This is a genomic window from Chloroflexota bacterium (assembly GCA_026713825.1).
Taxonomy (GTDB): Bacteria; Chloroflexota; Dehalococcoidia; order Lucifugimonadales; family UBA1127; genus UBA1127.
On the sequence record JAPONS010000059.1, the window covers coordinates 1 to 5,552 of the forward strand.

Below are 5,552 nucleotides of genomic sequence, written 5' to 3' on the forward strand. Positions count from 1 at the left end.
GCACCGAGGCGCGCGGGCCCCATCGGTCACGGCGAGGCGCAGGACCGCGTGACGCTGCTGCCGGAGACGGGCTTCGACATGCAGGTGCTCATCCCTGACGGCATCTTCGCCAACCCCTTCGGCTCGCCGCTCGGGCGCCCTCGCGACCCCGCCGTCAGGTTGGCGCTCTCCAAGGCGTTCAACAACGCCTCGGCCGCCGCGCAGGAGGAGTGCCCGGACCAACTCATCGGCACGGCCATCATCCCGTTCCAGGACGTCCAGGAGTCGTGCCTGGAGGCGACGCGGGCGGTCAAGGACCTTGGCCTGAAGGCGATCACGATCAACGGCAACTGGGTCGGCAGGAACTACGACGCCACGGAGCTGTACCCGTTCTGGCGCACCGTCAGCGAGCTTGACGTGCCGCTGTACGTCCACCACAACCCGTTCCAGTGCCAGGTGCACGACCACATGCCCACCACCTACACGCTTGGGTGGGAGCGCATGAACCGCATGCACATCAGCAACTACCTGGGTTTCGCCTTCGAGTACATGATGGGCATGGCCAGCCTGACCCTGGGCGGCGTCCTGAACGAGTTCCCGGACCTCAAGTTCGTCTTCTTCGAGTCCGGCGGTTCCTGGCTGCCGTGGCTGATGTACACCCTCGACCGGACGCACCACGTCGAGCCGCAGTGCTCGCGCGTGCCGAACCCGCCGAGCGAGTACATCCGGCGCTCGTGCCTGGTGGCCGTCGAGCCCGACGAGTGGTGCCTGCCGAGCGCCATCTCGGCCATCGGCAGCGACAACTTCATCATCGGCAGCGACTACCCGCACCCGCCGTCGACGTACCCGAACACCGCGGCGGGCATCGAGAACATGGAAGGCATCACCCAGGAGGACAAGGAGAAGATCCTGGGCACGAACATCGCGCCCTGGCTCGGGGTGAAGTAGGGGATAAGAGTAGCAGGCAAGCGAACGGGGCCGCTCGCCCACGAGATTATGGGGCGAGCGGCCCCGTCGTGCGTGGATAGTCTGTTGTAGTGCCACCGGCTAACCCAGCAGCCGCTCCCCAGACGCCACAGCCTCCGTCCACGCCGCGGTCCCCGATACTTCCGGCACGCTCACCGGCGGCGCAGGCGCGGACCGGTCCCGCAGCCCCATCTCCCAGTACCCCACGGGGTGCCACTTCCCCAGCTTGTATCCAACGTCGGTGAGGGTGCCGACGTGCCGGAACCCAAGCGATTCGTGCAGCGCGACGCTCGCGTCGTTCGGCAGCGCGATGACGGCGTAGGCATTGTAGTAGCCGAGGACGCGCAGGCATGCGAAGAGAGAGGTGTACAGCGCCTTCCCAACGCCCTGCCGGTGATGCCCGTCCTTGACGTAAACGGACACCTCAACCGACCACTGGAACGCGGCCCGCTGCCGATGCGCGCCGGCGTAGGCGTAGCCAGTGACCTCATTCCCGTCGACGCACACGAGCCACGGGAACCGCTGCAGCGTGGTCACGATGCGCTGAGCGACCTCGTCGGCGGACGGGGGCTCCATCTCGAACGACACGGCGGAATCGCGAACGTGAGGCGCGTAGATGCTCGCGCATTGCAGCGCGTCCGCCGGTGTCGCGAGTCTGATGATGCGTGGTGTTGGCATGACGTGCAACGGACGCCGCCGTGACGGCTACGGCGTCAGCGTGGACTTCTCCGGCAGCATCTCCATGCCGTTCAGGACGCAGGAGATCATGGAATAGTAGCCCACGGTGACGGTGAGGTCGGTGACGCCGCGCTCGCCAAGCGCGTCCCTGACGGCGTTGAACGTCGCGTCCGACACCTTGTGGTCGTTCAGCAACTCCAGCGTGAACTTCACGGTCAGCGCCTCGTCGTCCGTCAGCCCCTCCGGCGCCTTGCGGTCGCGGATGGCGGCGATGGCCTCCTCGCGAGCGCCGGCGTCCTTGGCCTGGATCTCGTGGGCGACCCACTCGTAGTGGGCGTCCCAGTGGCGCGCGATGGTGAGGATGGCGAGTTCCAGGGGCAGCCGGGGCACCGTCGTCTCGAAGCGGACGTAGGTGCCGACGTGGGCGGCGCGGCCGGCAACGTCGGGGCTGTGCATGAGCGCCGCGAAGGGGCCGCGCACGCTGCCGCGGCTGGCGGCGATGGCGTCGTAGATGGCTTGGTCGTTGGGGGAGAGCTGGTCCCGGGTTACTTCCGGCAGTCTGGGCATACGAGCCTCCACGGTCTGAGTAAGGGCGCGTTGAAGATACCCGTGAGAGGGTGGGGCGTCAAGCGAGGGGAGAGCTAAGGCAGCGGGTCAATCTTGCCGGGCTCCTGGCCATTGCGGATGCGGTCCCAGCATTCCCCTAACTCGCCCTGATGCAACTCGGCCCATTCATGGACCAAGCTCAAGGCTCGGCGCGGAAGATCGCTTTCATACACGTAAAGGTTTGCTATGCCTATGATTGCGGTTGCTCCCGAGTAGCGGGCGTGAAAGTGCGGCAGTCCATGTTCCCGAGGGTACATTTGGATGACTATCCCATAGAAGCGGCTAAGCTCAGGCATGGTGGGTCATGCAGGGGCGTCCGGATATACTTCTTCCCACGTCTTGTCGGTCAAGTCCATGTATAGCGCCACCGGGCACATGTCCAAGTCGTCCGTCCATTGGACTGCGTTGTACTCATCAAGGTGGACAGACTCAAACACCCCTGGCTCATCCCATACTTTGAACACACCCTTGCCGGCGCAGTCGGAGAGATCGACCTCCCCCTCCGCGCCGTCGGAGTACTTGAGCCAGATGCGGTACTTGCCCCTGGCCTCCACCGCGACCGGACGGACGAGGTCGCCGTCCGGTCCCGCCAGTTCGTCCTCCGCCTCGCGGTCGTCCACCGTGCTCATGCTCGCTCCAATCGAGTGCGCTCACTGCCGCGCCATCCGTGGACGTAGTGTATCACGGTGCGGCGCTACCGGACGTCCTTCTTCACGTCGCCGCTCTCCGCCCGCTCCTCACCCCTGCGCCATCCCCTCCCGCACGGCTTGCAGCCGTTCGAGCGCCTCGCCGGGCAGGGGGCCTCGCTCCAAGGCGGCTATGGCGTAGTCGAGCTGCTCCATGCTGGAGTAGCCGACCAGCGCGGTGGAGATTGCCGGGTTGCCCACGACAAAGCGGATGGCTGCCTGCACCGGACCCTCAGCGTAGCCCTCCTCCCAGAGGAAGCTGAACCGGTGCGCCAGGGCGGCGTCCGACGCGAGGTCGGCGCCGGTGCCGATGGGCGCGACGGACTGCGCCGCCAGCGAGTGCCGCTCAGTCGTGCCGCTGAGCGCGCCCGCCGCGAGCACGCGGATGGCGATGATGCCCATGCCGCTGTCGGCGGCGCGCTGGGCCAGCATGCCGTAGTCCTGGTACGGGTGGTTCCTCGTCACCGCCTGTCCTGAGGTTGGGTTGAGGATGTTGTAGCTGGTCTGCGCCGTGTTGAACCGGCCGCTGTCCACGACGGCGTGGAGCGATTCAGTGTGCCCCAGCGCCGTGAACCCCCACGCGCCCGCCTTGCCCTGCCTGCTGAGGTCCTCGAACGCGCTTGCGACCGTCACCGCGTCTTCCGGCGTCAGAATCGCCTGGCCCTCGCCGCGCTGCGGTCCGATCTGGTTGTGGAGCTGGATGAGATCGACGCGCTCCATGCCGAGTCGGGCGAGGCTGGCCTCCACGGAACGCGCAACCGCGGCGGGGATGTCGTCGAGGTCCTCGGGCATGAGGCGCACCTTGGTGCCGACGACGGGACTCGCCTTCAACTGCCGCAACGCGGCGCCGAGGTTGATCTCCGACTGCCCTCGGCCGTAGCCCGAGGCCGTGTCGAAGTAGGTGATGCCGGCGTCCAGCGCGCGTGCGACTGCGTCGACGCGCTCCTGCACCGTTCCCCTGATGATGAGCCCGCCGACGTCGCCGCAGCCGAACCCGAGCCCGGAGACCTGAATGCCTGTGTCGCCGAACGTCCTGTATTCCATGGCTGCCTCCTTGGGTTGGGTTTGCGGCTCGGATTCAGCGGACCGCTGCCAACGTCTGCCGGGCCGCCTCGTAGTCGCGCGCGCCGCCACGCAGGATGGGCGGGACAAGGTAGACGCCGCGCACGCCGTCGTTAAGGAACGACCGCAGTTGCTCCACGGCGATGTCGACGCCCGGACGGCCATCGTCGAGCTGCTGCCGGGTCTCCGGCGGCACGTTGCCGAGGACGATGCCGTCCTTGTCGAGCACTTGCACGCCCCAGAAGACGGGGAGTTTCAGCGGCGCGCCGGCCGATCGCTCGTACGCGTCGAGAAAGGCGTGGCGCACGCGGAGGTCGTAGATGGGCTGCGCGATGAGGAAATGCGCGCCCGCCTCCACCTTGCGCCTCGTCAGCTCCACCTCGCGGTCGAGGTCACGGGCGAGATCGAACGTGCCGCCGATGCACAGGGATGTCTCGCCGCGAAGCCTGGAGCCGCGGTAGTCAAGGCCGTCGTTCATGGCGGCCGCGTCTGCGATAAGCGCGGTGGGGGTGTAGTCGTTGACGGCCTTGACGCGCTCGGCCTCCGCCTCGGTGAACCCGTCGCCCTGCAGGACGACGACGTTCTCGATCCCCAGCATCTGCGCGCCCAGCAGCCGCGACTGCACTGCGATCTTGTTCATGTCGCGCGTGGCGAGGTTGAATACGACGTCCGTGCCGGTGCGCGATTTGATGGCGAGGGCGGCCGCGACGGAGTCCGCGCGGGGGAGCTTGCCGGGGTTGTAGGCCACGCAGGCAAAGTCGGCGCCCACCGCGCCCACGGCGTCAAGGGCGGACGGGTCCGCGCTGCGTGGGGGCGTGCAATCGCACAGCGCCACTGGGCCGGATGACGCCTCGTAGACCTCTGTCACCCTTGCCATCGGCGCGCCTCCGGCGGAGCGTGCGCTAGTCGTACCACTGGCCGATGACCGTGCGCTTCTCGGGAATCGACGGGTCGTCGATGGTGGTCTTGAAGGGCGGGAAGAGCACGTCTATGCCGACGTTGAGGGACGGCGCGGGCCGCGCCATCTCCTCCACCAGCTTCCTGAAGCCCGCCACGTCGGAGGCGAGGTCGCGGAAGACGTTGGCGACGGCCGTCAGTCCGGCGGCGCGAATGGCCTCCTCGGCGTCGTTGAGCCGCTGCGCCTGCGCGGGGTCGTCGATGGGCGTCTGCGGCGCGTGGCCGCCGTGCAGCTCGCCGGGCGCGTTCCAGCGCACGAGGGGCAGACCGTTGGAGAAGTGGATGTTGAGCTCGCCGGTCTCATGCGAGTGCCGGACGCCGATCTCACCCGGCGGAATGAGGAGCGCGGTCACCAGGCACTGCTCGTTCTCAAGCAGCGTGTACCACTTGCGCTTGCGGTTGCCCGGCAGCTCCAGGCCGCGCCATCCGTGCTGATCGTCAGGCACCGTGTGAATGCCGACGCGGATCACCTGTGTCTGGATATTCCCCTGGCTCATCGTGCACCTCCGTCTTCGGGGTTTGCGGCTTTCTGCCGCACGGCCTGCGGGGCGAGGCCCCGCCCCCCTCCCCCCCCCCCCACCCACCTCCCGCGGCGCGCCGGCACGCGCGCGCGACAGC

Annotated in this window: 8 protein-coding genes; 1 reads left to right on the forward strand and 7 read right to left on the reverse strand. The window is 67.8% G+C overall.

Translation table 11 applies throughout. The features are described 5' to 3' along the window. The coding region (locus OXC99_07380; GenBank protein MCY4624805.1) for an amidohydrolase family protein at nt 1-927 on the forward strand (927 nt) is incomplete at its 5' end. A 99-nt stretch (nt 928-1,026) separates the two neighbouring features. Here the strand turns inward: OXC99_07380 and OXC99_07385 are convergent. From OXC99_07385 to OXC99_07415, 7 genes are all read right to left on the reverse strand, one after another. Continuing rightward, a complete protein-coding gene (locus OXC99_07385; GenBank protein MCY4624806.1) occupies nt 1,027-1,623 on the reverse strand; it encodes a GNAT family N-acetyltransferase in 597 nt (198 codons plus the stop codon). Nucleotides 1,624-1,650: 27 nt separating this feature from the next. Further along, complete coding sequence (locus OXC99_07390) at nt 1,651-2,190, reverse strand: carboxymuconolactone decarboxylase family protein (protein ID MCY4624807.1); 540 nt, start codon at nt 2,188-2,190, stop codon at nt 1,651-1,653. Between the two features lie 74 nt (nt 2,191-2,264). Then, nucleotides 2,265-2,525, reverse strand: coding sequence for a DUF4160 domain-containing protein (locus OXC99_07395; protein MCY4624808.1), 261 nt, complete (start codon nt 2,523-2,525; stop codon nt 2,265-2,267). 6 nt (nt 2,526-2,531) lie between these two features. After that, nucleotides 2,532-2,858: a DUF2442 domain-containing protein gene (locus OXC99_07400; protein MCY4624809.1), complete on the reverse strand. Its 327-nt coding sequence runs from the start codon at nt 2,856-2,858 to the stop codon at nt 2,532-2,534. Between the two features lie 108 nt (nt 2,859-2,966). Then, nucleotides 2,967-3,959, reverse strand: a complete 993-nt coding sequence (locus tag OXC99_07405; GenBank protein ID MCY4624810.1) for an aldo/keto reductase — start codon at nt 3,957-3,959, stop codon at nt 2,967-2,969. A gap of 34 nt (nt 3,960-3,993) precedes the next feature. Then, complete coding sequence (locus tag OXC99_07410) at nt 3,994-4,854, reverse strand: methylenetetrahydrofolate reductase (GenBank protein MCY4624811.1); 861 nt, start codon at nt 4,852-4,854, stop codon at nt 3,994-3,996. Nucleotides 4,855-4,879: 25 nt separating this feature from the next. Then, complete coding sequence (locus tag OXC99_07415) at nt 4,880-5,431, reverse strand: hypothetical protein (GenBank protein ID MCY4624812.1); 552 nt, start codon at nt 5,429-5,431, stop codon at nt 4,880-4,882. Nucleotides 5,432-5,552: the final 121 nt, after the last annotated feature.